At 54.4% G+C, this 26,776-nt stretch carries 23 protein-coding genes and 5 pseudogenes; 13 read left to right on the plus strand and 15 right to left on the minus strand.

Going from position 1 to position 26,776, the window contains the following annotated elements:
* Positions 1-111: 111 nt before the first annotated feature.
* Complete coding sequence (locus K3F44_RS10175; protein ID WP_101320763.1) at positions 112-714, plus strand: response regulator transcription factor; 603 nt, start codon at positions 112-114, stop codon at positions 712-714.
* A gap of 21 nt (positions 715-735) precedes the next feature.
* Here K3F44_RS10175 and K3F44_RS10180 read toward each other — a convergent pair whose 3' ends face one another.
* Complete coding sequence (locus K3F44_RS10180) at positions 736-2,334, minus strand: histidine kinase famiy protein (protein WP_220633978.1); 1,599 nt, start codon at positions 2,332-2,334, stop codon at positions 736-738.
* A gap of 439 nt (positions 2,335-2,773) precedes the next feature.
* Here K3F44_RS10180 and K3F44_RS10185 point away from each other — a divergent pair, with 439 nt between their 5' ends.
* A complete protein-coding gene (locus tag K3F44_RS10185; protein ID WP_150569949.1) occupies positions 2,774-3,391 on the plus strand; it encodes a glutathione S-transferase family protein in 618 nt (205 codons plus the stop codon).
* A 227-nt stretch (positions 3,392-3,618) separates the two neighbouring features.
* On the opposite strand, the gene K3F44_RS10190 is transcribed toward K3F44_RS10185, so the two are convergent.
* Positions 3,619-4,236 (minus strand): hypothetical protein, encoded by a 618-nt coding sequence (locus K3F44_RS10190; RefSeq protein ID WP_220633979.1) that lies wholly within the window; start codon positions 4,234-4,236, stop codon positions 3,619-3,621.
* 93 nt (positions 4,237-4,329) lie between these two features.
* Complete coding sequence (gene arfB, locus K3F44_RS10195) at positions 4,330-4,743, minus strand: alternative ribosome rescue aminoacyl-tRNA hydrolase ArfB (RefSeq protein ID WP_101323061.1); 414 nt, start codon at positions 4,741-4,743, stop codon at positions 4,330-4,332.
* A gap of 116 nt (positions 4,744-4,859) precedes the next feature.
* Between arfB and K3F44_RS10200 the strand changes: the two genes are divergently transcribed.
* Positions 4,860-5,591, plus strand: coding sequence for a LexA family protein (locus K3F44_RS10200; protein WP_409077663.1), 732 nt, complete (start codon positions 4,860-4,862; stop codon positions 5,589-5,591).
* Positions 5,592-5,887: 296 nt separating this feature from the next.
* Positions 5,888-6,538 (plus strand): polysaccharide lyase family 7 protein, encoded by a 651-nt coding sequence (locus K3F44_RS10205; RefSeq protein ID WP_220633980.1) that lies wholly within the window; start codon positions 5,888-5,890, stop codon positions 6,536-6,538.
* Between the two features lie 170 nt (positions 6,539-6,708).
* Here K3F44_RS10205 and K3F44_RS10210 read toward each other — a convergent pair.
* The 3 genes and pseudogenes from K3F44_RS10210 to K3F44_RS10220 all read right to left on the minus strand — a co-directional run.
* A pseudogene (locus tag K3F44_RS10210) lies at positions 6,709-7,005 on the minus strand (transposase); the annotation flags it as partial.
* Between the two features lie 247 nt (positions 7,006-7,252).
* On the minus strand, positions 7,253-7,651 hold the full coding sequence (locus K3F44_RS10215) for a TonB family protein (protein WP_220633981.1): 399 nt from the start codon (positions 7,649-7,651) through the stop codon (positions 7,253-7,255).
* A gap of 275 nt (positions 7,652-7,926) precedes the next feature.
* Positions 7,927-8,262 (minus strand): annotated as a pseudogene (locus K3F44_RS10220) (terminase gpP N-terminus-related DNA-binding protein); the annotation flags it as partial.
* Between the two features lie 199 nt (positions 8,263-8,461).
* Here K3F44_RS10220 and K3F44_RS10225 point away from each other — a divergent pair.
* The 7 genes and pseudogenes from K3F44_RS10225 to K3F44_RS10250 all read left to right on the plus strand — a co-directional run.
* Positions 8,462-8,575: pseudogene (locus tag K3F44_RS10225) on the plus strand (phage holin, lambda family); the annotation flags it as partial.
* A complete protein-coding gene (locus K3F44_RS10230) occupies positions 8,572-9,405 on the plus strand; it encodes an N-acetylmuramidase family protein (protein ID WP_220633982.1) in 834 nt (277 codons plus the stop codon). The pseudogene K3F44_RS10225 and the gene K3F44_RS10230, both read left to right, overlap by 4 nt.
* Before the next feature lie 235 nt (positions 9,406-9,640).
* Positions 9,641-10,012 (plus strand): annotated as a pseudogene (locus K3F44_RS24825) (LysB family phage lysis regulatory protein); the annotation flags it as partial.
* On the plus strand, positions 9,933-10,199 hold the full coding sequence (gene lysC / locus K3F44_RS10235) for an Rz1-like lysis system protein LysC (RefSeq protein ID WP_220633983.1): 267 nt from the start codon (positions 9,933-9,935) through the stop codon (positions 10,197-10,199). The pseudogene K3F44_RS24825 and the gene lysC, both read left to right, overlap by 80 nt.
* Positions 10,183-10,662, plus strand: a pseudogene (locus tag K3F44_RS10240) (phage tail protein). The gene lysC and the pseudogene K3F44_RS10240 overlap by 17 nt, the downstream one beginning before the upstream one ends.
* A gap of 681 nt (positions 10,663-11,343) precedes the next feature.
* Positions 11,344-11,733 carry an OB-fold protein gene (locus K3F44_RS10245; RefSeq protein WP_168199522.1) on the plus strand — a complete coding sequence of 130 codons (390 nt, stop codon included), beginning with the start codon at positions 11,344-11,346 and terminating at the stop codon, positions 11,731-11,733.
* A gap of 23 nt (positions 11,734-11,756) precedes the next feature.
* On the plus strand, positions 11,757-12,650 hold the full coding sequence (locus K3F44_RS10250; RefSeq protein ID WP_140174214.1) for a viroplasmin family protein: 894 nt from the start codon (positions 11,757-11,759) through the stop codon (positions 12,648-12,650).
* A gap of 201 nt (positions 12,651-12,851) precedes the next feature.
* On the opposite strand, the gene K3F44_RS10255 is transcribed toward K3F44_RS10250, so the two are convergent.
* Positions 12,852-14,999, minus strand: a complete 2,148-nt coding sequence (locus tag K3F44_RS10255; RefSeq protein ID WP_140174213.1) for an AAA family ATPase — start codon at positions 14,997-14,999, stop codon at positions 12,852-12,854.
* Between the two features lie 550 nt (positions 15,000-15,549).
* Positions 15,550-15,915: a histone-like nucleoid-structuring protein, MvaT/MvaU family gene (locus tag K3F44_RS10260; RefSeq protein ID WP_140174212.1), complete on the minus strand. Its 366-nt coding sequence runs from the start codon at positions 15,913-15,915 to the stop codon at positions 15,550-15,552.
* A 422-nt stretch (positions 15,916-16,337) separates the two neighbouring features.
* Between K3F44_RS10260 and K3F44_RS10265 the strand changes: the two genes are divergently transcribed.
* Positions 16,338-17,582, plus strand: coding sequence for a helix-turn-helix transcriptional regulator (locus tag K3F44_RS10265; protein WP_145187269.1), 1,245 nt, complete (start codon positions 16,338-16,340; stop codon positions 17,580-17,582).
* A 467-nt stretch (positions 17,583-18,049) separates the two neighbouring features.
* Positions 18,050-19,027 (plus strand): phospholipase D-like domain-containing protein, encoded by a 978-nt coding sequence (locus tag K3F44_RS10270; protein ID WP_140174210.1) that lies wholly within the window; start codon positions 18,050-18,052, stop codon positions 19,025-19,027.
* A 109-nt stretch (positions 19,028-19,136) separates the two neighbouring features.
* Here the strand turns inward: K3F44_RS10270 and K3F44_RS10275 are convergent, their stop codons facing one another.
* The 7 genes from K3F44_RS10275 to K3F44_RS10305 form a co-directional block, all read right to left on the minus strand.
* Complete coding sequence (locus tag K3F44_RS10275; protein ID WP_140174209.1) at positions 19,137-19,766, minus strand: hypothetical protein; 630 nt, start codon at positions 19,764-19,766, stop codon at positions 19,137-19,139.
* Entirely contained in the window at positions 19,763-21,199 is a 1,437-nt protein-coding gene (locus tag K3F44_RS10280) for an AAA family ATPase (RefSeq protein WP_168199521.1), read from the minus strand. Before K3F44_RS10280 ends, K3F44_RS10275 begins: the two co-directional genes overlap by 4 nt.
* A gap of 387 nt (positions 21,200-21,586) precedes the next feature.
* A complete protein-coding gene (locus K3F44_RS10285; protein ID WP_140174207.1) occupies positions 21,587-22,042 on the minus strand; it encodes an NUDIX hydrolase in 456 nt (151 codons plus the stop codon).
* A 41-nt stretch (positions 22,043-22,083) separates the two neighbouring features.
* Positions 22,084-22,734: a DUF7002 family protein gene (locus K3F44_RS10290; protein ID WP_140174206.1), complete on the minus strand. Its 651-nt coding sequence runs from the start codon at positions 22,732-22,734 to the stop codon at positions 22,084-22,086.
* Positions 22,735-22,737: 3 nt separating this feature from the next.
* Positions 22,738-24,417, minus strand: a complete 1,680-nt coding sequence (locus tag K3F44_RS10295) for an adenylosuccinate synthetase (RefSeq protein ID WP_140174205.1) — start codon at positions 24,415-24,417, stop codon at positions 22,738-22,740.
* 3 nt (positions 24,418-24,420) lie between these two features.
* Positions 24,421-24,987, minus strand: coding sequence for an AAA family ATPase (locus K3F44_RS10300; RefSeq protein WP_257225386.1), 567 nt, complete (start codon positions 24,985-24,987; stop codon positions 24,421-24,423).
* Positions 24,988-25,635: 648 nt separating this feature from the next.
* Entirely contained in the window at positions 25,636-26,682 is a 1,047-nt protein-coding gene (locus tag K3F44_RS10305) for a DUF4062 domain-containing protein (protein WP_140174204.1), read from the minus strand.
* Between the last annotated feature and the right edge of the window lie 94 nt (positions 26,683-26,776).

Consider the following 26,776-nt stretch of genomic DNA (forward strand, 5'->3'; position numbering starts at 1 on the left):
CAACGTCCTTGTACGGTCATCGTAATGCTGGCACGCCGAGCAAGCAGGCCCTGAGCAGAGTGTTAAAGTACCACGCAGGCGCAACACCTGACCCCCAGGGAGGGGCACTCCATGACATGCCGCATCATCATCGCTGACGACCACCCCATGTTTCGCGAGGGGATGCTGCGCACGGTGCAACGCTTGCTGCCCGAGGCTCAGGTAGAGCAGGCCGGCGATCTGGACACAGTGCTGAACATGCTCGAACGCGACAGCGACGTGGACACGCTGATCCTCGACCTGCGCTTCCCCGGCCTGACCTGCATCAGCCAACTGGGTGAGCTGCGCAAGCAGCTGCGGCGTACCACATTGATCGTGGTATCGATGGTCGATGACCCGCTGTTGATCGAACAGGTGATGGCGATGGGAGCCGATGGCTTCATCGGCAAGAACATCGCGCCCGAAGAGATCGGCCAGGCGCTGCTCGCCATCCGCGAAGGCGAGGTGCTGGTCAAGTTCGCACCCTCAGGGCTATTACCTCTGGACACCAACACCCTGACTACGCGCCAGCAGGAAGTGTTGCGGCTGATCGCTCAAGGCAAGACCAACAAGGAAATCGCCAAGGCCCTGGATATTTCGCCGTTTACCGTGCGCATCCATGTATCCGGATTGCTGCGAACCCTCAACGTGCCATCGCGGGCAGCGGCAGCCGTCAAATACAGCGCATCCTTGTAAGTCAGCGCTGCAGGGACACTGTTACACGCCGCCCGGTGAATCCAGCACCATCCTCACCTTGCGGCCAAGTTCCTGCGGTAAGTACGGTTTGGATATCACTTCAAATTCAGAACCGCCAATGTCAGTTCGCTCGATCGAGCTCTCTGCATAGCCAGTGGTCAGCAGCACCTTCATCGACGGATGCTGCAACTGCACCTTGCGCGCCAGCGTCACGCCATTGATGCCGCCCGGCATGATCAGGTCAGTGAACAGCAGGTCGAAGTGCAGCCCCTTCTCCAGGATCATCAACGCATCCTTGGCATCATTGGCCACCTGGGTCTCATAGCCCTGTTCTTCGAGGATCACCTGGGCCAGCTCGGCAACATCGGCGCGGTCTTCCACGATCAGGATGCGCTCATCACCGGTTTTGGACTTGAGCAGGCTCGCGCGCTCCAAGGGGTGCAGCTCGCTGGCATCGGCGGGGAAGTAAAAGCGCACGGTAGTCCCTACGCCCTCTTCCGAGTAGATCTTGACAGTGCCACCGGACTGCTTGGCAAAGCCATACACCATCGACAGCCCAAGGCCGGTGCCCTTGCCCTCGTCCTTGGTGGTGAAGAACGGGTCCATCGCTCGACCGCGCACGGCCTCGGGCATGCCCTCACCGTTGTCGGTGACCGAGACGCAGACGTAATGTCCCGCATGCAGCCCTTCATAAGACGCTCGCGCATCTTCGGTCACGATGACGTTCTTGGTTTCAATATTGAGTGCCTGGCGCTCATCCCCAGCCATGGCATCGCGCGCATTGATGATGACGTTGAGCAAGGCGATCTGCGCCTGAGCCGGATCGATACGGCAGTTGTGCAATTCGTCATCCAGGCTGAGCGATACAGAGACACCATCGCCCAACGTCTGGTTGATCAACACCTGTGCGTCAGCGACGATCTGATTGATATTGATCACCCGCCCCTGCAGCGATTGCTTGCGCGAGAAGGCCAGCAATTGCTTGGTCAACGTATTGGCCCTTTCCACCGCCTGGGTGGCATGGGTCAGGCCCCTGACGATCCTGGCCAGATCGGGCTGCTCCTTCTCGGCAGCCGACTTGGCCAACGAGACATAACCACCGATGACCTGCAGCAGGTTGTTGAAATCGTGCGCTATGCCGCCTGTCAGCTGCCCCAATGCCTCCATCTTCTGCGACTGGCGCAATGCATCTTCCACATCTCGACGCCGGCTGACGTCCAGCTGGGATGCGAAAAAGTATTTGAGCTCACCGCTGTCGTTATAGATCGGCGAGATGAATAGCGCATTCCAGAACGAACTGCCGTCTTTACGGTAGTTCAGCACCTCGGTGGAAAAGTCATAGCGCTGAGCGACGGCCTGGCGGATCGCAGAGATCACGTCCTGATCCGTATCCTTGCCCTGCAGGAACCGACAGTTGTGGCCGATCAACTCATCTTCGCCATAACCGGTCATTTCCTGAAAGGCCTGGTTGGCAAAGATGATCGGATTGTCCGGCTGATTGGGGTCCGTGACGATCATCGGCATGCGCGTGCTTTCGACCGCGGCGAAGAAAATGTCCTTCGGATGGCCCATGACTTCAGCAGTGAATCGATTGTCTACTCTAATCCCACTGGTCGGCACTGCGGAGTCCTCTGCGAAGGTGCGCTGGGGTCTGCAAATTGTCGAGACCCAATGATGACGGGGGATGCAGGGCAGCGCGCCCAGATCCAAGCCATTGCGCTTGGATCATTGGGCAGCAGCAAAGGTTCGCAGATTTTTCGATTCAGCTCGCTGTCACCAATCGTAAGTCATTTCCACAGATGCAACCCGCTCCTGCCCGTAGTAGCAGCCAAACGCATAGTTGCAGTCCGAAATGAACTCGCGGTCAAACACGTTCTGGGGATGGCAATAGCCCGCTGCAGCGAGCGCATGTTTGGACCGCGGCGATCCTCTGCGTAACCGTCGGCACCGCAACTGTCAAACCTGTTCTGTGAACATAACCTCATCACGCGGTCAGTATGTATTCGGCAGCGCGGCTCTATTCATGCCCTCGCCTCCACCATGACTGAGGATCACCATCATGATCACCCTGCATCACTTGAACGAATCGCGCTCCATTCGAACGCTATGGCTGCTGGAAGAGATGGGCGTGCCCTACAAAACGGAGTTCTATACCCGTGATCGAGCAACCCATTTCGCCCCTGAGTCGCTGAAGGCCATTCATTCACTCGGCAAGTCGCCGGTGATCGAGCTCAACGGTAAGGTGGTTGCGGAGTCAGGTGCGATTACCGAGATTCTGATCGAACGTTACGCCCCGCACCTGGCGCCGGCGAGAGACAGCGATGAGTACGTCGAGTACCTGCAATGGCTGCACTTCTCTGAAAGCTCCGCCATGCTGCCGCCGCTGCTTCAGGTGTTCATGCAGCGCGAGACGGCCGAGCTGGTTTTCCTGCCGAGCTATGCCCAGGCCGAGGGCAAGAAGATCTTCGCTTATGTGGATGACCAGCTGGAGAACAAAGACTACCTGGTGGGCGGCAAACTGAGCGGCGCTGACTTCATGATGTACTTTGTGGCCGAGCTTATTCAGCGCTTTGACCGCAAGGGTGAATACCCGAACATCGGGAAGTATCTGCTCAATCTGAAAACGCTTGAGAGCTGGAAGAAGGCGCAGGCGATCGAGGCTAGCCACTACGGATAAAAAGGTCCGTAGTATCAGCTGAGGTCGGTCCTAGGCTGTCGCCTTGAAGCGCATCGCTTTCAAGGTGTTCTGAAATTGCACATGCTTCAAGATCGCTGGGGCCGCTGCGCGCCCCAGCGAGCACAAGCGAGAGAAAAATCCAGAAAAATGCAGAGACCTTGAAAGGGATGGCCTTGAAGCGGGCATGTAAAAGCCTGACAACTTCGAGACCAGCAGCGCTCGTCAGCTTAGCGACTCCTTGGGTAGGCCGCTTTGGCAACAAGAACGACAGAGACGTCGTACATGATGTCGCCCCCTCTTGTTGTCTTGTAAATATTACAGAGCATTCTGCCCTCGCCCTTAGGTGGAATCACTCTGATAGCATCTGGACCTGTGGTTCTTTCCAGGCTCAACGGCGCGGCTGTCAACTCTCCCGCGTAAATCTCGGCAACCACGATATTTTTGGGTGTCGTCTTCTGCGACCGTTGCCTGACTCCCTGCCCCAGCCCCCTGAGCCTTCCGGCAATCAAACGAACGCACATGTCATCCAACTGCGTCTTGAGGGGTCTGGCATCCCTGCTGGAGGGCCATCGGACAAAATCACTCTTGACGCTCTTGACATCCTTTTTCAGCAAATTCTCACCCGCAGACGGCACGCCGGAAGCATCCGCAGCGAAAATATAGCTAACCGTCGAGGGATAAGCAGATGCCAGCCGGCGCGGATCATTCCGGGCAAGGTGCTGTTTGATATAAGCCTGCGTATACCACCGCGCTTCAATCTTTACTCTCTTCTTGTCGGTAGCCGCGTGGGCGCTATTGGCAAAGACCAATGAAAGCACTGCGATGGCAATCAAGCTGAAATTCACGAGAGATCCTTTCTGTTTGTTGTGATGTGACGCGGCCGTTGGTTCAATCCTGCTATAGCAAAAGCTTCAGTGGCCTTGTTCCCGCCAGCAGTACTAGAAATCCACCTTGCCCCGACCTGACTTGATGGTGCTGCGCTTGGCTTTGCCTTCGAGGCGGCGGGTCTTCGAGCCCAGGGTCGGTTTGGTCGGGCGGCGTTTTTTCTCGGTCTTGCCGGCAGCAATGATCAGCTCGGCAAGCCGCGCCAAGGCGTCGGTGCGGTTCTGCTCCTGGGTGCGGTACTGCTGGCCCTTGATGATCAACACGCCGTCGCTGGTGATGCGGCTGTCACGCAGCGCCAACAGCCGCTCCTTGTAAAAGTCGGGCAGCGACGAGGCGCGGATATCGAAGCGCAGGTGCACAGCGCTGGACACCTTGTTGACGTTCTGGCCACCGGCGCCCTGAGCGCGGATGTAGGTCAGTTCGATGTCGGTATCCGGCAGATGCACAGTGTTGGAGATGGTCAGCATGAGATGGCCTTTGTGGTTGCGCGCATTATCACAGGGTTGGCGGCTCGCCCATAGCAGCACAGCAAACTCCCTGAAGCAGTGCCGGAGTCGCCCTTCCGCAACGGAACGCGTTATAGATGATAACCCAAGCTATAGATAACAAAAACATAGGTTATTTGAAGCTTTATAACGCGTGTTTTACCCTTGGCGGTATGACCAAAGCCCCCGAAATGCTCAAAGATCGAATTCACCAACGCCGCACAGCCCTGGACTTGAGCCAGCAGCAGCTCGCCGAAAGATCAGGGGTGAGCCAGGTCACTATTCAGCACTTGGAGAGCGGCCGAAACGCGACGTCGAAGAAGTTGCTGGAGATCGCGAGGGCGCTCGGCGTAACTGCGGAGTGGCTGGGCTCGGGGCAAGAGGCTCCACCGGCAAGGAGTAACGTGCAGGCGACGCACGTTCTGCCAGAGTCATACCAGTATCCGGTGATCAGCTGGGTTGCTGCAGGCGCCTGGGCCGAAGCGGTAGAACCGTTCCCGCCTGGCTACTCGGACAGGTATGAAATGTCCGATTACGACTCGAAGGGCACTGCCTTCTGGCTTGAGGTCAAAGGTGACTCCATGACCTCCCCAGTAGGCACCAGCATCACTGAAGGCATGCTTATCCTGGTAGACCCGGAGGCTGAAGCGATTTCCGGAAAGCTGGTCATCGCCAAACTTTCCGACAGCAACGAGGCCACCTTCAAGAAGCTTGTAGAGGATGGAGGCCGCCGCTTCTTGAAGCCACTGAACCCTGCATACCCAGTAGAGCAGTGCATGGAGGGCTGTCGCATTGTCGGTGTGGTAGTGCGCGCCATGATCAAGCTTTAAGCGCTTACCCTCCCAAGGCCCAGCCATCGAGCTGGGCTTTTTTTCGCCTAGCGTATTTCGCCGCGCCCAGTTCTCCAGCATTGAGAACCTTCGGCACGCAGGGGTCCCGCGCGTAGCGGGATTCCATGGCGGAAATTATAACTTGTGTTATTGACATAAGGGAAACCTGAATTATCATCAATCAATAACACAAGTTATTTTTGGCTTCGATAGCCATGACGCTCTGCCCAACCTGACGTGTCCACCTTGATGCACCCAGGCCATTACGTGTCTACAACGCGGCCTGGATTCCTACCTTGAACAAGGAGATCACCATGCACGCATTTGGCAACATCACCGCAAACGGCAAGGTCTATCTTTACCCAGCCGAGCTGCCCAGAGACCTGCTCTGGATCGACCAGAACGGCCACACCAACTACTGGTGCTCGGTCCAGGCTGGCACCAGCGGCAGTTCAAAGAACCCACGCACCGAGGGCCGGCAAACGCTGCCAGGCACCGCTGTGTCTTTCAACTGGCTCCCGGGCAGCGCCAGGCACTCCATGTCCGGCCGGGTGCGGGTCGAGCAGGCGCCTTCCAGCGGCAAGGTCATCATCGGCCAGATCCACGCAGTCAATGCGCTCAACCCTTTTCTGATGGTGATCTGGTGGAATGGGTATGTGCGCATCGAGATTCGCGATGTGCCGCTCGGCGTCACCCGCACGCTGCTCAAGAAACAGATGCCGCTGGGCCAAGTGTTCGATTACTGCATCCAGGTCGACGAACGCAGTCAGCTAACTGCCACGCTCGACGAGCTCAGCGCCGGCGCGCCGGTGAATTCGAAGTGGAGCAAGTACCCGTTCTACTTCAAGGCAGGTGCTTATGTGATCGATAACAAAGGCGATGCAAGCGAGGGCGGATGGGTGGTTTACGAGGCGCTCGACGTGATCGACGGAGTGCTGCCCGCTTGATCACAGGGCTGGGTTTGCATGCCCCAAAAACGTTAAAGGCCCTGACAAGTCAGGGCTCTCAACAATCAGAGGCATCATACCCAACAATCCGCGCCACAGTGGTCGCCTGTCATGGTGGCCATTATTGTGCCACTATCTCCACTTCATTTAACCGTCATTCAATCGCTGTACTAGCCTCTGTACGAAAAGAGATGTCGCAAACACCGCGGGGAACAAGCCAGCGAGACCATAGCGGCATAGCTTTTCGCGAGCTTGTCGAAGCGCGTCACCATGCGTCGGTTCTCTTTCAGCCAGCCAAACATGCGCTCGATGATGTTGCGCTGTCGGTACTTGGGCCGATCAAACAGCCTTGGTAAGCCAGGCTTGGGTTTGCGCTTCATCGAGCGCAGCGGGATGACGGGTTGTATTCGATATCGGTCGCAATAACGGCGTAGCGCTTCTGCATCGTAGCCCTTGTCGGCAAGCAACCTGGTTGGAAACCTTACAAAAAATCAGCTTCCGAGGGATGCCGATTGGGTTTCTCGGGATTTCGTACAGAGCCTAGACTAAATAGGCCGCGTTTTGTTGTTCCAAGGACGATGCAACGCAAGAAATCGGGAGCACATCCAGAGTGGATAGAGTGGATGCAGAGCGGCTCAGGGTAACGCAGTAGCGACAGTGCGCATGCAAACAGCCCAGCGCGAGGCTGGGCTGTGGCGTTTCAGCCTGCACGGTCTACTGGCAGAGGCCGCAAGGATCTTCACCAGGAACGAAAACAAAGGGCGCTACCACTTCAATCTCGCCGTTTTCCAACATCCATGAAGGAGGGGCAGGCATAGGCGATGCATCTGTGACAATCTGCTGCGCGACCGCGAGAAAAAAAGGTGAACCTGAGTGCTCAGTTATTCTTTGTCGCAACAGATTGCCCTTGGCATCGAGGACAAAAGCAACCTTGACGATTCCGTGTAAATTTTGAACACGCGCCTCTTCCGGGAACGTCTTGAATAGAGCAATTTGGTGTAGTACCTGGCTTACCCACAGGTTTTGTTCGGCCTGCTCCTGTGGGCTCGGCCCGCTTTGGCACCCTGCGAGTACGGCCACCATCAAGGCTAGAGCTGGTATCAAGTTTCGCATGCGTTCTCATTGTCCCTAAAAGTCACAGAGTAACTCTGCTCCAAGTGTTGCGAGCGTCCGGTGAACCCACCTCGTGTAAGGCAGGCCGGCCCCAGTGTAACGTGATAGCAATCGCAGGATCCCACTTGACCGAGCCTGCGCAGACACATCATTACATCCTCCAGCGCGCTCTGCTGCGGAGTGACCCATGCGGGCAAACGAGTGACCACGTCGATGCTACGCCACAGTTGGGATGACGCGCGCGAGGAGGCAGTCAGGAGGCGACCGAAAGCGGGGGCTATATTCGGGTTCAGCTCGGTTTCGGTACCGCCACCCTGGAAGCGCTGAATTCTGGCTTGGCGCTCCAACTGGCGGTGCAGCAGACCGATTTCCTTGAAGTCCCCGGCACTCTTACCGTCCTTGAGGATCAGCTGCACGAGTCGGGCTTCCAGGGCGCCGCCGATGCGCCCTACGTTGTCTGCCCGGTCCCACTCGTCTCGGGCCTTCCAGCTGTGGACGGTCTTCTCCTTCTCGTCCAGGTAATCGCCAATATCAGTGATGCGCCAACCGGTCCAGTACAGGAACTTGGCGTGTCGGCGCGAGTCGGTGGTCGGTTGGGCTGTAGTGTTCATGGCGCCGATGCTGACGCTCACGCGCGCGTTGCCCCACTGGCGCACCCTGTAGCCCGCCCTCCTACAAAGCCATCGCGTTGCCGTACAGCAGCGCTTTGCGGACCATGCCCTCATCGCTAGGCACAACGCCACAGCACCGAGGACAGCCCGAATGGCCGCAAGCACCGCACCCGCCAAGAAACTTCGTTCCGACTGGTTCCGCATCCCAATCAGTGCTGCTCCGTTTTTCGGCGGTGTCATTGGCCTGCTGGGCGTCGAGTTCACCCGCGCCACCGCGAAGAAGTTCTTCACACGCAAAGAGGGAACCGCATGACCACACTTCGACACGGCGATCGCTCACAGGCTGTTCGTGAGCTGCAGCGCCTGCTCAACGCCAACGGCGCCAAATTGGACGCCGACGGTGCCTTTGGCGATGCAACCGAGGCGGCAGTCCGGACCTACCAGGGGAAGGTCGGGCTCGTCTCCGACGGCAAAGCCGGCCCGAAGACCATGGCCAGTCTGCAAGGCCTGGACATACGCAAGCTCCTCAAACATTCGGATCTGCTGCAGGCCTCCGCTCGCCTAGGCGTGCCGGTCGCGGCTGTGTACGCCTTGAACGAAGTTGAATCGAAGGGCCGCGGCTTCCTGGACAATGGAAAGCCGGTGATCCTCTTTGAGCGCCACGTCATGTACAAGCGTCTGCAACTGGCTGGTTCGCCGGGCGATGACCAGGAGCAGTTGCTCCACCGCGCCGATCTGCTGGCCAAGCAGGCGCCGAACCTGGTCAATCCAAAAGCCGGCGGCTACATCGGCGGAAGCGCCGAGCATCAGCGCCTTGCTCAGGCCCGGCAGCTGGATGAAGTAGCGGCACTGGAGTCCGCGAGCTGGGGTGGCTTCCAGGTAATGGGCTATCACTGGCAGCGTCTGGGTTACTCCAGCGTGCATGATTTTGTCGACGCAATGATGCGCAGTGAAGCAGACCACCTGGAAGCCTTCGTCCGCTACATCGAAGCCGACGCCAATCTGCTCAAAGCCTTGAAAGCCCAGAAGTGGGCAACGGTAGCCAAGCTCTACAACGGCCCGGACTACCAGCGGAACCTGTACGACGTGAAGCTGGAGCGCGCTTTCGAGCGGCACCAGAACCGCGCTTTGGTGGCGGCATGAGCGAGCGAGGGCAGAACCATCGCTTTCCATATCGAGAACTTATCCAGCGCATGACGAGCCTGTCACCAACTGGGGGATGCAGGGCTGTGCTTCTGCCGGCGGGGACTGACATCGAGGAATGCCAGAAGACCGCCGACGCACTAAAACAGGTGATGCCTACCCCGCCATTGGTGATCTGCGGCGATCTGCAGGCTCTCGATGAAGCAGACATGAACGCAGCCGGCTGGTATCGAAAATGATTGGCTTGCGCGAAGGGCTGTTGGCCGGAGCTTTGTTTGCTGCGGTTTCGGCTGGTCTGTGGGGGTGGGGCCAGCAGGTCTTGCTAGGGACTGAGAAGGGAAAATCAAAGGCCCTCCAGGACCAACTCACCACAGCCCAGGGCGAAGCCCGCGACAACCTGGCCGCTGCCAACACATTGAAAACCACCCTGGAGCGTGAACGCGAGAGCCAAGCCAAGCTGCTGCTGATACAGGGCGAGCTCCGCGCAGGGCTGGCGAACCGCGAAAGCCAGATCGAGGACCTCAAGAATGAGAACGAAGAACTTCGCAACTGGGCTGGTCAGCCTATTCCTGGTGCTGCTCGCCGGCTGCGGCAGCGTCCTGCGATCACCGGAGCCGCCGCCTACCGTCAGTGGCTGTCCCGTGGTGGTGCCTTGCCAACTGCCGGCGACGAAGCCAGCCCGGAACGGCCATCTACTGACTGATCAAGAGCGTACCGAGCTGGCCTGGGCCGAATGCGCTGCCCAAGTCGACGCGGTATTCCAGTACCAGGTGACCCATGAACAAACCCGATAGTCTTCGTGACCTCCTGCTGCAGGCCGTGCCCGGGCTGAGGAAAAACCCCGAGCGTCTGTTGATGTTCATTGATCAAGGCAAGGTCCGCTGCACGGCGGCTGTGAGTCTGTAGTTCGAATACAGCTACACCCTGCAGATGATCTTGACCGACTTCGACGGGCACACTGACAGTGTGATGATCCCAATCCTAGACTGGCTGCGGGTCAATCAATCCGAATTGCTCGTAAACATGGACAAGTCTGCCGAGGGTCTCAAGTTTGAGGCCGATATGCTTGACCGCAGTAAGGTGGATCTCAGCCTCACCCTGCCATTAACTGAGCGCGTGATCGTGACTCGCAGAGGTGGCGGCGGCTTTGCTGTCGAGCACGCCGCCGAGCCCCAATACGAGGGCTACGCCGAGCAGGGGTCTGTCACTCTATTTGCGGATGACGAACCGATCGCCACCTGGCATCGACGGCGATGATCTTCAAGCACTACGCGAAGTGGATCAGCGAGGACGGCCCTGATGTGGTGGGGTTGTTGAATCAGGCGCTCAGGTTGACCTGAACGCACAAAAAAGGGGCCGCTAGGGCCCCTTTCTTCTGCCTGTCATTCCCAAAGTGTTCCCAAAACGCTCCCATTTGCGGGTTCAGCGGTGGCGAACATCAATGAAATCAAGCACTTGTGTGGCGGAAGCGTAGAGATTCGAACTCTTCTCTAAGGAGTCCCCCCGTATACCGGTGGTAGGAATCCGTCACTGCTCACCTTGATTTCAAGTCTAACCCAATGAAAACGGGCCTCTCAAGCTTTTTTCATTTTCCACCCAAAAGATGCAACTAGTTGCACCTTAAGTGGTTACAGCTTATGAGAGGGATCTGCCCCGAGACTAACGCGCCCTCCCCGTCGACCTGCTGCATAGGAGCTCGCGAACAGCGGCGGATAGGTCATACCGATGGCCGCACCGGTGCACCGCCGAGGTCTTTTGCGTTGACCGTAACCAAAGCACCTGAGGGCTGTCCGAGGTCGCCCCTCACTCGTAACTAGCAATGCCCCCACGCTGATCTCTCGTTCAACGAATGATGCTACCCTTCAAAGCCTCACCCCCGCGAGATAAGCGATGGCCCGTCAGTCCAGGAACGCTAAGAGTTGGAGCTCACGCTACCGAATGGTTGTCGTCGCGCTCGGTCTGACCTGTTTTGCGGCGATCCTGTACGATGAATTGCACGCATCCGAGACGACAGCTCGCTATGTCCCGATCTACTGGCTCCTGTCTGCCTATGACAGTAACCAGTCACGGGCCGCCGAGCTCTACGCCGGCAACCGAGTGGCTACGCGCGGCACAGTGGAAGCCATCTACATTAACCGCGACCAGGCGTATTTACGCTTGACCACCAAGCCAGAGCCGCCGATCCACTTGCAAGGATTCTTCAACCCTTCGAAAGCCGCGATGTTGTCCTCGCTTTCAGAGGGCGATGCCATCAAGGTAGAGTGCACCATTGGCGAACCTGGCGAGCTATTGCTTGCTCACGATTGCTCGCTTCAACAAGCGAATTAGGTAAGTCAGGAAGGTTGCACAGGATGGCAAAGAAACCCAAATTCTACGCTGTCGTTCGCGGTCGGAAACTCGGGATTTTCAACAGCTGGGAAGATGGGGCTCGCCCGTCTATTGACCGGTTTCCAGAGGCGAAGCACCAGTCGTTCGCAACGCTTGCGCTCGCTGAGGAGTGGTACCGCCAGAACACCCTCACGCCTAGCTCGAATCACTCACCAGTTCTTCACTTCAGCACGCAAACGTCCAAGCCGCAGACGACCTCCGTCCGTAAGCAGACGGCACTTGAAGGCGTTGGTGCCAAGAAATATGTTGCTTATCTAATCATTGATCCCGTGACAGAGGAGCCTTTTTACGTGGGCCAGACGGGCGACTTCGGAAGTCGGCAGCAAGGCCATCTCGGGAAAGCCAACCACGACTGCAAGCGTGCAGCAGCCAAGATCGCCCAGATACTCGATGCGGGAATGACCCCAATATTTAAAGTTGTGGAAACCTGCGATTCTGAAGAGGACTCGTTGGAGGCAGAGTCACGCTGGATCGAGCACTGTACCTCCAGGGGTATCACGGTTTGGAACCGCTGGAGGGAGCACCGCGAAATCCAGGCATTACACATGAAGCCCAAAATCCAGTTTGATCGAATCATCGGGGACGGCCCCTTTACCCTCGGCCCTTACCAATACGACTCCAGGTTTGAGCTGAAGAGCAAGCTCAATGCCTTTCTTGCGAAATCTTCCCAAGGTGCTATACAGCTGCGCATAGCCACCGAGAAGCTCAAGTTGATCTGGAAACTCACCCGCCAGGCAGGGGAAGTGAGTGAATTTCGCATCATCAAGGACGCATCCAAGCATCAGCTCGAAGCAGTCCTCGTGTCCGGGTCAACCGTGAACTTTGACTATGGCGCCGCGATTGACCGCCTCCCCTAACTTCCCTGCTAAGCAGTAGGAGTGCACCTCTAGCCGCTTCCCCATGCTCCCTCACGAGACGTTACTAGAAAACTATACACAACCCTTACTCCCACCTTCCGTGGTTATTTTCAACATAGAAAGCTACGAAATCAACCTGCTCACTACTACCAAGACTGCCGTCTTCACTATTAAGAACGTAATTCACACTAATCAGCCGACTCAAGCATACTCTCCCATCATCTTCTCATAGTGCTCTTCAAAGCCAGTCCTAACAAAAACCTGCCTGAATCGATCCACGTAATGCGATGGCACAATCTCACCAAAATCCGTCAAGTTCACTGCGTCGGAATGAGACTCTCGATTGATATATCGATAGAGGGCTTTGAATTCAGTATCCTCATCAGATAGCGCCAGTAGCGCTGCCTGGAGTTCATCCTGCCGATGAACGAAGGTAAAGTAATACTCCAAGATGTTTCGCATCATATTCGGAATTACGCTAGAAGAAGTGCGGCCCGCCTGAGCATCCTTGATAGCCTGCCAGAATGACTGATAGTCATTCTGTACATCACTGGCCTTCATCGGTGTAATCATGCTGTGCGCTGCTTTGGTGATACGGAACAACGAGTATTCATCGGACTTCTTGAGGTGTTTAAGCATTTCATGAAAGAAGAATAAATTGTGCGTCAGGATAAATACTTGTTTGAAGCGTTCCTTTGGACTCAGCACTCGCCGATGGATCATCGTAGCGATGTCGTAAATATAGTTATGAGAGAGGCTTGAGATTGGATCATCAATGACAATGATCCGCTCACTTTTAAGCTTGCCACCTTTTTCGTCTAGCTCGCCATTACAGACTTCAAGGAAGTACAGGAATGAGATCAGAGTCTTCTCTCCCTCGCTGAGCGTCTTGAATACCCCAGCCTGCTGATCAGGCCGCTGAAGACGGTAGCGCGGCAACTCCCCCTCCTCCCTGACTACCACAAAGCCGTTCAGGCCCAATGCGGTAAGCGAGGAGTTAATGCTGTCAATGGATTGATCAATATTCGTGATCTTGGCTTTACTCTCGGCGATGATGTCTTGGTGAGCTTGTGATTTGAGACGGATCTCATCCGCCAGCTTACGTTTCGCGTCCTTCTTGACCCCAAGCTCCTCGTGCACCTTCCTGGCCGATGCGATGGCAGCATCGCAACTGGCTCTGAAGCAGATCCAGAAGCGTGACTTGATTTTTTCCAAATGGTTTTTCTTGTCTTTTACCTTAAGATTGAAAGCATCTATTTTCCTTTGATCTTCCGCAATCAAGTCGGAGAGATCATCAATGATCAACCCGGTAGGATCCAGTGCCACAACCATTGAAGGACTGGCCACTTTGGCATCCAGCTTTTGCGTATTTAGAGAAAGCAGAGTATCGAGTTTCGTAATCAGCAGCTGATACTCAGACGCGTGGTATTCGGGACGCTTGAGCTGGGTTCTCAAGCGAGTGACGCCGCCTTCGTAACGCGTTTTCAGGGCTTTCAATTGGGTAATGCGCTGTTCATACGTTTTGTCGAACACCTTCTGGATTTCTTCGTAAAATCCAGATGGCAGGGTTTGCTGACAAAACGGGCACTCCTCTCGCTGGGGGTACTGCAACCCTTGCTTAACCCAATCGGAGTTTCCAAGGTTGGTGATCAATGCCGAAAGATAGGAGTCGCCGGAGCCGGCAATGGCCTCCGACAGCAATGAGCTGACTTCAACGTCCGCTTCGGCGAACCTGATAGTTGGTATCGCCGGCAACTCAGCATCACTGGCTGATTGCAGCTGTTCCGCCTCCGCCGCCAACGCTGCGAAATCATCCGGCGACGGCGCAAGAGACAGGGTGCGTAGCTTTTCCCCAAGCCGTTCCTTAGTGTTGAGAGAGGCGAAGCAGTACCGCAGAGGCCCGGTATCGAAAGGTCGTTTGAGGGCCCATAGTTGATCGAGCAAACCCGCTTTATTGGATTTCTGGGATTCCCCGAACCCATTGCCCGCTGCCACCTCGGCCTGATGTTCAATCAGTAGCTTTTTGAGTGCTTCTTCAGCCGCGAGCAGCTTTTTCTCGGCCTCAATATTTCCTTCATTGAGCGTGAAGATGCCGGGCTGTGAGCTTGCGTGAAAATTGGTCTCCATGAAGGTGTGGTTGTAGACCATCACTTCACGTTCTGCCGAGACAGGCTGGGTCTTGCACTGGTGGTAGAGCAGGTCAGAAGGATCTTGAAGATAGTTGCCGATCGTGGTCTTACCCGTCCCGTTGTGCCCATAGAACATGTTCACTTTGGTGAGGGGGCCGATCTGGGAGTTTTGCTCGGGGGAGTAGCTCGAAACGCCGCGCAATATCAAAGTCTTGATCACGATGCTGTCCTTAGCTGCTGAAGGCCACTACTCGGTATCCTATTACCGTCGAGCCCAAGAGGAAAGACTGCTTTCGAGGCCTGTTTAGGCGTTTCCCCGGGCCAACCTTCGCCACGACGACACGCCAACCGTGCCCTGTTCAACCCACAATTTGCCGACGTCTCGGCTTGTGCCAGCCAGGCGCATGGTTCTCAACAGATTTCCCTTCAAATCGCTGTTCCACAGGAGTGATGCGAGCGCAGATCGCATTGGCTTGGCTTGGCTCATGGCACAAAACCCTGGATCGTTTCCATCCCAAATACGACCAGACTCCACCGCCTCGAAGAGAACATCGGCTCCGCCACTATCAGTTTGGGCGAGGACGATATGTCATCGGTTGCCGCTGGGCTTGATCAGATCTAGATCGTGGGTGACCGTCACCCAGCCCAATTCCAGAAAAACTTTAGCCGATAAAAGTTCTCGTTAACGTGATTCCGGCTTTCGTGGCAGGAAAACAAAAGCAAAAAACGGCCTCAATGGCCGTTTTTCTCATGAAGCGAATTTCCGAGACTCAGGAGAGCCAGGACTCAACTACATCGCTTCCATACTGAGCCTTCCACTCTTTCAACTGCTTGTGGTTGCCACCTTTGGTCTCAATGATCTCGCCACTTTCTGGATGCTTGTAGCGCTTGACCTGGCGCGCTCGGCGCGGCGCTTTTTCAGTAGCCGCAGGAACAGCTGCGCGGCGATCTGACTGAGGATCCAGGAGGTTGATGACGTCCCGGAGGCTGTATCCATACTCGCCCAGTAGAGCGCGGAGTTTGGTCTCAAATTCGATTTCCTTCTGCAGCTCCGAGCTGCCCTTCAGAGCCTCCAGCTCTGCAAGCTGCGCGGCCAGCTTCTGTTCAAGGGCACGAAACTCTAGAAGACGCGACATTGATACCTCCTCAATACGTGATAAGTAAGTTTAATTTAAAGCATTAAACACAATGCCCCCGAATTCAATCAAGATTAATCGCGTCATCAGCACTGATCCGTACAAACAGCGCTCGTGTGCCCCACTGAACTCTGGTTGTGCATACCCTATCTTGATCACCCGCGCGGCCAACACCGACGAAGGCCTTTCGGTAGATCTCACGAGGTGTCGCAGCACCGGGCTATGCCTGAACACCATCAAGTGTCACGCCAACCTATGGCGAGCCTCTTCCACAAGGTAGATTTCTGCCACATCATCGCTACTTGGCGCGAAAATTTTGCGACGTAACTTCCAACTCCTTTCCCACTGGAAACCAAGGTCGGAAGGTTCAATAGCGACCCTTCTCGACTGAGACATACCTTTATCGTTTGCTAGGACATAATTTGATCGAGCTACTGAAATCAAAGATCGGGCTGCTACACGGTGCAGAGCTCGAAAAATTCGTGAGACAACTGCTGCCGACGGTCTCCAGCGATTACGAGCTCTTGACCGATACACTGAATCACCTGGGCCGAGTCACCCAGGGGCCTGCCGACCTGCATGCCTACAAGCAGTCCAATGGTCGTTACATCGCTGTGCTGTGCTCTGGCCAGATCTCTGGGCTCCAAGCCAAGGTGTTGAGCGACATTGAAAAGCTCAGACGAGAGGACTGCGCGATCCGAGATCGGATAGACCATGTGGTCATCTGTCTATCAATGCCCGGCAGTACTGACGAAGAGATCTATCGCGGAGCATGCGAAAAATACGGATGGTCAACAACCGTGTACGCTCTGGATGGTCTGGCTCAGCTCGCGAACCAAAGCCCGGAACTCACTGATGCCCTGTGCGCTCGGGAACTGTCCGAAATGAGAAAAAAGCTAGCCCTTGAATCGCCTCCGCTGCCAGTGCCCTCATCCGCCCCACCCAAGGAGCGGCTCTACGACTGCGGGAAGCGAGTCGGTACCGTGAGAGCTCGCCTAGGGCTGTCCCCAAGCGAGTTCATTGATCTGATCGACTACGACAGTGAAAAGCGACTGGGCCAGCTGGAATCCGAGACGCTCGACATGAGCCAGTCAGAGATCACCAAGGTTTGCGAAGCAACAGGGGTTTCCGCAGAATGGCTGATACATGCCAAGGGAAGCATGTTCCCGATCGAGAGCATCTCAACCTACCACTGGGCAGAGCTAAAGCAGCTGAATGATGCGAACCCCAAATCGGTGCACATGCTCGTCAATAGCAAGACCCAGCAGTTGGTGATGCTCGCGCATCTGCACGCCAAAAATTGGAAAATCTACTGCATCGCATTCGATCTCAACTTTTCTGGATGGGCTGATGGTCATTTCAACATCCCAGAGATCTACGACATGCTCAAGCAGCTTGATGACGACTACAAACGACGCATCCATGGCCGGGTGATCAGCCCCGAGAGCTTTGCCGATATCCTCTCAGGTGACACTCATCCAGCACCTTTCCTCAAAAAGACCAATAATGCATATATGCATTGGTTTGACGACTTCCTTGACTATCGTCACAGGCATTCGGTAGCTGAGAACTATGAAGATTGGTACGGGGAGTGGTTCACAACCGCTCAAGAGTATTTCAGACGTTACGTAGTCGAGAAGGTGGCGTCCACCGCCGTTGAGCACTAAGCCAGTACCTGAGGCACGTGGGATCCGGGAAAGGTTGGCCATGACGTCTAGAACTGGAGAATGGCCAGTCAGGTTTCACAGAGGCTAGGACAGCGCTTACCTGTGCCGACGTGCTAGTCGTTGCCCGCCTCGGCGGGCATTCTTTTTTCAGCAATATAACCAGCACAGAACCCACGGGCTATTCCCCCACTGCTTAGTGAAGCAATATCAAAATGAACAAGAGTATTTTCGTTAATAGCAATGTACCAATCTACCCAAGATGGATCTGCAAGGTTGCTCAAGCGCTATAAATCCACGTTAGCCAAGCGATACATGGCATCCCGACCAAGGAGGATGTACCATTGGCAGCCTAATTAGACTTCTAATATCTGGCTCATTACCGACCAAATCGATGCCATCAGATCAATTAGCAGAAAGTCTAACGAAATTTTAGTATACCCCAACTTAACAGCAAGGATTAGGGATAGATGCTCAGGCCACCCTCCAAAAAAGAAGAAGTACATTTCGACAACATCGATTACTACCTCACTCAATGCCTGCAAAAATGCAGGGAATCCCTGAAGGTGTGTGTTGCCTGGATTTCCTGGGATCGGTACGCGCCGATTTTTAAGAGGCTGGCCGAAAAAGGCGCCACTGTAGAAATCATCTTCAACAACGACCCCAAAAACAGCGGCGCTTCTAGATTACAGGGCATTCCAGGAATAACGCTTTACCCTGTCAATACCCGACGTAAAAACTCTATAATGCACAATAAATTCTGCATCATTGATGACACCACATTACTAACCGGCAGTTTTAACTGGTCGCGCAACGCTGCAACACACTTCGAAAACATCCTGATTCTCTATAATCATTTTGATGTCATCAAGGAATACAAGCATGAGTTCGAAGATTTAAAGTGGCATTACGATTTTTACTCGATAGCCGAGAACATCGTATGCGGAAGCAAAGAGGAAGGTAGTCGGCATCCTTGTAAGTCCACGGCTTATCACTTGGGAATCCTAGGGGCATCGCGCGGATACAATAACGAGTCGACAGTTACCGTATGGAAGCTTTGCAGAGTATATGGACATGCAAAGCTGATTTCTGAGTCTGAAGAAATTTACTTGAATGACACCCTGTTTTCAGAGAACGAAGACGACCATAACTTTCCCCACACCAAAGACGCCATGTTGCAGTCTTTCGATGGAGAGAGAAGCAGAATGACAAGAGTTTCAAAATATTTTTCGGACAGGCACGAACTCCAGATTGATGCGGTCGGCATAGTCAGCATCATGAATGAACCAGAGCATTTAAAGTATCAAGAGCCGCCGGAACATGGCATTAGGATACTATGGCGCAACATGTACAGTCGCAAAATCATTCCTGACGAATTTTATGATGGCGAGTCTGATGGCGTGGACGAGATAATTGAAAGCACACTCAACTCCAATTATTACGACTAAATTTCAATATGCACCAAATGCCACTAAGCTTAGCCTCCTATCTTAGCGCCTCACCCAGGGCAGTTACATTGACTGCCCTGAGAAAATCGGAGGAAAACTTGCATTTCCTTTATAGCACGCGACTACCGAGACCTTGGACGGCTTGTACGACTAGAGCTTCTACATTGTGGGGAAGCAAGCCATGATCACGAGATTCATATAGAACTTCCTTTGCTCGCTCTCTCGTCAACCCAGGAGAGTCTAGGCTTAGGTTTAATATTGTCCATATTCCTTTTTCTGTCTTACCCACCGCAACTACTGGTAGGTCGTCATCATCCTTATCAAACCCTATATGCACCTCAACCTCATCCAAATAAGGATGCACCACATAAAACTCACAATCCTCATACTTTGCACTCAGAGTTTTAACAGTCGGCAAATCACCCTTATTAGAAAAACCGTTACAATACTCACAGGAAAGTACCAAATTTACGGCCAAAAATGTCCATTCCGGATGAATGGATTTTGGCGCGATATGGTCTCTGTGAATGGTTCGCCGCCCATCTTCCCCCAGGGGTAACATGCACCAAGCACAAAAGCTTTTTTGAATTGTTTTGCCTTGCTTCAAAATCTCATCACGAAATTGTAAAACGGCTTGCGACCTGCCATACCAACGCTTGGGTCGAATCGATACTGCGTATTTATCGAGTTTTGCAATGACACTGGCTGGAATCACAGCATGCGCTGCGAACCTAATCATGCCTCTGCATCCAGAAATGATGAGATTCGTTCGAGGATCACGTTCATTGCAATATTGTCAGGGCCATTGACCCGCTGTAGCCTTTCGTAAATATTAGTCAACTTTGACTGTTCGAGCGGCAATGTACCAGAAATCATCTGTAGGGCATTTCGCAGGTCATCTTCGACATAGATATTTCCAGCGGTTGCGACACCAAAAGCTCGATAAAGGATATTTTCTGGCGATCGTCCGTAGACATCCCCCTCAAACAGTTCAAAGCGGCACCTACGGCTGCTTTCGTCTTTCTGCGCAATCACCAAAGAAGAATTTTTATCATCAAGATCGGATATCATAAAATGCGAATGTGTGGCGATGAGTACATGGACACCCGATATGGATTCCAAGCATTTTTTTAGCGTTGGAATGTAGCGCATCTGCCACTCGGGGTGCAGACTTACTTCAGGCTCATCAATTACCACCAAGGAGTCTTCAGCTATTTCAGACAGAAGCCTAGAGTGGGTACCGATCAGTTGTTGCTCTCCAGAGCTCAGCTCTGAGAAAGGATATTCTTCTACATCATTTTTTCGTGAAAAAATTAGCGAAGCGCTTCTGAATGCCCTTAAACGCCTAGCTGCTTCATACCCTTTGCGCCAAGAGCTCAGCTCAAGATCGCTCATACTGGAAAGGTCACATAAATAAGTGACGCCCTCCACAGGATAATCCTTTAACCGCTGCAGAAAATTAAAAGCAACTGTCGTGCCATCAGAGGCCTGCTTAGTTACCCAGCCCGGCCTCTGCATCTCCAGCAAGACATTTTCCACTTCGCGAAAATCTTTAGAAAGCACTCTATCATTAATTGGCGAAATCTTAATCGAAAGCTGGTCGCTATACCCAGCCAGTGACAACCAGCTTTCCAAACTCCGCCTAAATTTCGGCCTTTCATAAATTTTTAGTACACCCTGAATTACTTTTGCTTCCAGTGCACCGGTTGTTGTGAGGTTTGTCGACTGCCTTAAACCTAAATACTTATAGAATGACTTTGGGTCATCTCTAACAAATCGAAATCTATCTACGGGCAAGTGCGAAACCACCGCAGCTTGCTTGGGGAACGGCATACTTCTCAAGTTGCATTCGATATCATTCGCATAACACTTGAATGAAAAGTGCTCGCCTAACTTGATTTGATACTCGACCCCATCGAGCCTATAGGCTATTTTTTTAAATCCTGAAAAGCTTCTCATTTTCCAGGTTTTTTTTTGATCATTACCAAGCCTGAGCTCTGCCAAGTATGTGAAGGCATCCACAATCCGACTTAGCACACGACTTTTACCCGAGCCATTCGGGCCAATAACTACGGAGACCTTGGTTTCACCTTGATCCTTGACGTCGTCAAGCAGCGGGATGTGAAAATCGCGATCTTGGTACTCGCGTAGCAAAAAACCAGTCTTACGCATCCATCTAAATTCCATTTGGGTATGGTGGGCTACTCAATGAGCGCCATCATAGTGCCATACTCCCATCCAGGGCAATCTAATGGGCTGCTCAAGATAGCTGCCCCGCGCCATAAATTCGCGACGTCATAAAGGTTCAGTGTCATAAGGGTGTTGGGCGGGGTGAGAAGTCACCCGGATAACCGTTCTCGACTCAAAGACGCTGTTACAGCGGTCTATAGACGTTGCCCTGGCACCGCCCAGACCTGGGTGGTTGTCGTCGCTAATCGCTTGCCCGTTTCATGACCCCGATTTCGCAACGAATAGGAACAACAGGACATCCAATTCGACAACCATTTCTAACTGAGCCTATCCAGAAAGAGCCTTGGAGCTTGTGCGCTCCTGATCGGCTTACGACCACTTTAGAGCCTGGGTTAGTAATGTAGGTAGATCCGGCGGAAACACAACCTCCTGGCACGCTAGCAACTCCTCCTCTGACCACCACCTCACTTCACTGACCACTTCACGCTCTTGGTCACTCCAACCCGTGGCGTCAAGCTGCTGCTCATTTGCATGCACCACGAAGTAATGTTCAACCGCGAGCACACGCTCGCCATCCGGCATCACCCAAGGAAACTCCTTGCGAGCAATGCACTGGCTGACGGACTGAACCTTGAGGCCAGTCTCCTCATGAAGCTCGCGCACTGCCGCTTCCTCAAATGCCTCGCCAGCCCTTAACTTCCCGCCAGGTGTCGCCCAGTAGCGCATGCCTGCCAAGACACCGGTGCGGTACTGGATCTTGAAGAGCAGTAGGCGGTTTGACGGGCTGATTAACAAGACCCGAGCTGCTAAACGATGGCGCAGCATAGTTCCCGCCCCTGCAGGTGGATTGATGTCAGGCGAGCAGGTTATCCAATAACGCCTAAGACCTCGCTGCCTTTCATACGGCGAACCTCCACCACGTATTCGGCGATGTTAGGTACGGCGTAGTCGACCACTAGCTCGACAACTGCCTTGGCTGGGCTGCCGGAAGGTTTCACAGGATAGTCTGGGATTCTGCGGAACACATCGGTACCACGACGGTGAGGAATAGGCCAAGTGTTGCCAGAGTTCATGTGGCACAGCCAAATCTTTTCAGCATACGCAGGGATCAGCGCCGCTGAGTTGAGGGTGAGCACGTCGTGCTCAAGATTCCGATAATCACGTGCGCCAAGCAGACGGTGGAGTCGTTCCTCTTCGACCCAGAAGAAGACTTTCTCGTTGATCAGCTCATACCACTGCTGCGGGGTTGTTCCATCCGTAAGCGCCTGCAGCAAACGCCCTTCGGGCATAGGTTTTTGATCCCGCAGCACGATATTGGACGGGTGCCCTGCCCTCACATCCATCTTCTGATCGCGATGCTCGCTTTCGAAGCGAGCTCGGTCATCCCCCTCAACTTCGAGATGGTCGAGCACGGCAGTGGTGCTCATCAGCCCGTGGGTGCGAATGCTGTCCCAAGCACCGCGCTCCGCCATGTGATACACGCGCGGGTACATCTCAATCAGCTTTTCCAGATTCATTCGTTACTTCCTACCAGATCGTGCAGTCCAGTTACGTCGGTCGATTAGAGAGCGCAGATCACTAGCCCCTGTGTCACGCGAGAATCGGGTATTGATGAGCGACACAGGCGCTTGTGAAACTCGCTCTAGCTCCTCCACAAACTTGATGGTTTCTGGATCGAGCTGCTCAAAGCGGCGCGCCTGGCTGTTGGTGGATTTGAGGTAATCCGCGAACGTAAGAACGATGTCGGTGGGCGCGTTGAGCGCACACGCCTTGCGGAATTGATCCCATTCGAACCAGCCTACGCGCCGGTTCCGCCGAGTGGTGGAGGTCTTCTCGGCTGCATTCAGTGCCGTGCCGTCTAGACCAGCAAATTCAGCAATCTCGTCGAAGGTCGTACCATGCTTAAGCTCTCCGGAGGTGTGCCCCTGGTCTCCATCAGGATCTCCAACACGAATGGGCATTGGCCGGATAACCATGAGTATTTTTCGGATGCGGCTGGGTGATATCCCAGCCTCGGCAAGGCAACCTGCGACGTTGGTGTCCCTTGAGGTCACATGAGGGTAGTCCCCATGAAATATGCTTAAGCCACTGCCTTGTGTGCCCTCCAGCAATATGGAGTGACCTCTACGGTAGGCCTCTTCCAGCCTATCTGTCGTACACCCATGGTAGTTTCCATCTGTACCTACGTATGGCCGTAATTCCTCGACATCCCTGGCGAGCCTGATCGTCTTCTTGCCTCTGCTAAGAATGCGCCTTGCCGCTGCTGCACCGCTCCCACTGCCCGTGGACGCGATTGTAGAGACCAAATGAGCCCGCTCCGTTTCAAGGTCATCATCTTCGATGATAGTGGCCTGGGGATCGATGAATAGTCGGTCAGGGCCGATATTGCACTCCTTGATCTCCTTCAAGAGCCCCGGCAATCGAATCGTCATCCCAGGGCCCAGCAGAAGCCTCGCACTTACGTCCCGCGACCCTGAGGGAAGATGATGGTAGGTATAAGGGCCAAGAGGGCTAGCGACTGTGTGTCCGGCATTGGGGCCACCGACGCGAACCATTACGTCATATTCACGGGCTAGGTAAGAAACGATGTTGCCTTTGCCCTCGCTCCCATACTGCCCCCCAATGAGTACATCCACGCACCTGATTTCGGGTGGTGTGAAGAGATGCAAGCGAGCGGCGACCCGCACAAGTGTGTCATTGGAGGCAGATCTCTCGGTGTAGATGCGGACGTCTGCATCCGCCTTGAGCAGCTCGATTTCGGCCTGGTCTCTAAGTTGGTTAACCTGGTCGTAAGCCGCTGGATCAGTATGCCCCTGGACACGCTCTGCGTACCGTCTCTGAAGCGTCGGATCGCTTGCATAGAGATGGACATGGATAAGGTTTGCCCCGAAGGTCTTTCGAAACTCCAGCACCTGCGCCAGAGTGTTCAGGTGATCGACCACCAGCGGCGGGCCTTCAACGTCCTTGGCGCATCTCGACTTGGTTTCCTGAAGCATCCAATGCTCATGTTCAGCCCCCTCCAGCTCACGCCGCCGATCAAGCACCGCCGGCTGATCAAGCTGTAGATGCCAGTCAGGATTTTTAGACTCTCGACGATCGCAAACGACGTCGAAGCTATATTCCTTTACCAGCAAATTAGCCAAGCCACTTTTTCCGCTGCAGGTCTTGCCACTGATGACTACTATCTGCCGAGTTTCCATGCGCTACGTCCCCCAGACTTGAATGATCTGATCTGCGATATCGGATGGGGTAAGCCCTTCGGTATCTAGGATTTGGTCGGCCAGGCTCGCCAAAGATCGCGCGCACTGCTCGTTGGGATGTGAAACGTCTGTCTCGTACTGAGGGAGATGATGCGGGTTCCGTGAAGCGTATCTCTGCTTGAGTACGGCTTCTGACGCGACGACGTGTACGTGCTTGACTGCATCTGTGAAACGATTCCTGAACAGCTCCACCTGTCGGGGCTTGCGGACGGCATCAACTAGCCAATTCTCGACGTCGGGTCGAGCCGTGATCGCAGGTATGGCTACAGACTCTATGAGCCAGGAAAAATCAGTCTCTTTGTCTAACGCATCGCCAAGTTCTTGCAAGTTATGGCGATCAAGCATCTGGTATCGGGCAGTAAGCTCCGCACGCAGATAAGCGCCACTGCTGACGGGGAAAAAGCCATAGCGTGCTTGCAGCACTTCAGAGATTGAGGTTTTGCCGCAGGCCATCGGCCCACTAAAAAGAAGTAGTCGCTTCACCGTGATGACGTTCCCTGTCTTGGACATGCAATATCACGGTAAAGCGTAGCTTGGTTCCCCAGAAACACACTTCAATCTAGAAGCTTCAAAAAGGCATGACATTCTCGCGCTGAACCTGCGAAATTGTCTCGTTAATGCCACTGGCCTTGCCATTACCTGAGGCCAAGGCACCCACAAGGCGCAGATTTGCGTCCGGGGAGTCAGAATCTGCACCGCACCGAGTAAGGGGCACCGCTCCGCAAGCGCGGCAGCCAGGAGACTGCTAACGCTCGTCGATCAAATGCGACCACGCTGCCCGATTCTTCACAAGTCGCGATCAGCAAGGGCTGTTGTTAGCCCTGAGCGGAGTTCCAGCAACCCTAGATGCCATAGAAACGCCCCATTACCCGGGGCAACGATGGCTGAATTAATCATCATCAGCGCAGTGGCAGGCGCCCTGGCATGTCACCCTCCGAGCCGAAATGAGGACATCCGGGCGCCCTCGACCTCGGCTTGTAAACCAAATTTTTGACGTGTTAACCAATGCGGTTTACACATCAAAAAAGAGGTTTACAGGGGGTGTGAGCGGCGAAGCTCTTCTTGGTGGTGATATTGAAGCGACCGCCCCACGTCCCACGATGAACAGTCCAGACGGTCTGCCTTATAGGCTTTGCCCTCACCGGCCCACGTACACCATCACATGGACATTTTGCGCTCAAACCTGAACATCACCTCGTCCAACCAATGACGGTACGCCGCCGGCGTGGCAGGAATCAACAAGCTCCGCTCTTCCAGCTTCTGCTCAGATCGGAACGGCAACGAAACGCTGTTGGAAGATGAAGCCGGAGGCTCAGCGAAGAGCTTGTGGTCAACCCCAGTTAGGCTGATCTGGAACCACCCACTCTTCCCTTCGCACAGCAGCCCGAACGCAGCTTCAGCGCCTGCTCTGACCCTGGATGGCGATAGGTAATACGAGTCCATGACGCCTCGCGACGTCGAAGCGTTGGCCAGTGAAATCGACAACCAGCACAAACCACTCTCATGGTGTCGCCACTTCAAGTCCGGAGTATCAATTCCCGTCTGATCGGCGCTATCGAAGTCCTTGTAGCCGCCTTTGATCGAGCCAAGCCCAGCCTGGCACAGCTTGAGAAAAAACGGGTCGTGTTGAGCATGGGCGGCGCGCAACGTGCCGAGGGTTTCAGGCTGAGGCAAGAACGCTACCTCCAGGCGAGCTTCGTGGTCATAGCCACCCCGCCGGCCATTGCCATCTTTCTGCTGCAAGCGCTGTACGAACTCTTGCTCCGATATGGCCTTACGACTCAGAGATAGTTGATTCAGGCCCTGAACGATGCCGTCTGATAGCTCATGCTGATCAGAAAATGTCAGCCGGAACAGGCCGTCGAGATAGTCGGAGACTTCCCGTGAAAACGCTCTCTGGCGCTCTTCCATCTCCACTGTTTCGAGAAAAGCCAGGATAGGCTTGCCGGTCGTCTTCGCTCGCCGAAACTCCTGTTGAGTAACTGACTCACCAGTGTCAGTTTCGTAGCCGAAATTCGCGCCAAGGATAAGTACCACGGCATCAGCTTGGTCGATCTCCGTCATGCACGCATGCTGCGAAGAGTAAGGACGTGCACCGAAGTCCTCGCACATGACTGGCGTGTGCCCCAGCAGTGTGATCGCCTTCCTAGCTGCAGCCCGGTACTGCTCAAACCCTCCGACAACGGAGCTCACGAACACCTTCATAATGATCCCCCAAACGCACGCCAAACTGACGGCCTTAGGGAACTACTGTATGTCCTAACAGCGGTCAGTGCCAAGCACCCGACGGAGCCAATTA

It is taken from the genome of Pseudomonas sp. S07E 245 (assembly GCF_019599025.1).
Taxonomy (GTDB): domain Bacteria; phylum Pseudomonadota; class Gammaproteobacteria; order Pseudomonadales; family Pseudomonadaceae; genus Aquipseudomonas; species Aquipseudomonas shirazensis.